The 594-nt window shown below is 55.1% G+C and carries 1 protein-coding gene; it reads right to left on the bottom strand.

Annotated elements, in window-relative coordinates:
* Positions 1–123: 123 nt before the first annotated feature.
* On the bottom strand, positions 124–525 hold the full coding sequence (locus RSSM_RS03845) for a hypothetical protein (RefSeq protein WP_008674705.1): 402 nt from the start codon (positions 523–525) through the stop codon (positions 124–126).
* Positions 526–594 lie beyond the last annotated feature (69 nt).

The raw sequence follows: 594 nt of genomic DNA, 5'->3' as shown, positions 1-594 counted from the left end.
TAAACGAAGCGAACGATGCCTGAACTACGGAAAATTGTACCAAGGCCAGCGAGCGTTGCCAAAGGGCGAAGGTGTGCCGAAGGCCTAGTGTAAAAACCATGTTGTCCGCCCGATGAAGCGTGGTTAGCCCCAACCAAAGTCAAACGCGCCGCAATACGTAAGCTTGGATGTGGATTTCAGGATAGAGTTGCTATCGTGCAAGGCATCGGGAAAGATGAGCACGGCGAAATTCGCATCGCCAGCCTTGGCGCGCACCACGTCCATGTCTGCAGGATTAACAAGATAGCCAGCGACATATCGCGGCCAACCTGAGATTGTTTCGATGAAGTCAGAGTCTAGGCCGATGCCAAGTTCGTCGCGTAAACTCCAAACCGGGTTGCGATCCTCCCATGCAGCGTATTCCTCGTCGCTAACGCTGTCGTCCGGTTCAGGCTCCCATTGGGCTTCGCTGTGGAGACACGCCTCGTCACGGGACGCGAACGTTCCAGTGAAGACGTGAAGCTGGCCATTGGTCTTTCGTGCCATCGGAGAAAGCTCGGTGCGGACAACGGAAGGTTTTTACGACACCGCCCTGAACGAAGCGAACGATGTCTG

Source organism: Aporhodopirellula sallentina SM41 (genome assembly GCF_000346505.1).
Taxonomy (GTDB): Bacteria; Planctomycetota; Planctomycetia; order Pirellulales; family Pirellulaceae; genus Rhodopirellula; species Rhodopirellula sallentina.
Note: the sequence above shows the minus strand (reverse complement) of the source record. Positions and strands in the feature narration are given on the sequence as shown.

Bases quoted from the DNA above. Each gene is read 5' to 3' on its own strand.
- RSSM_RS03845 (WP_008674705.1), bottom strand. From the start codon at position 525: ATGGCACGAAAGACCAATGGCCAGCTTCACGTCTTCACTGGAACGTTC.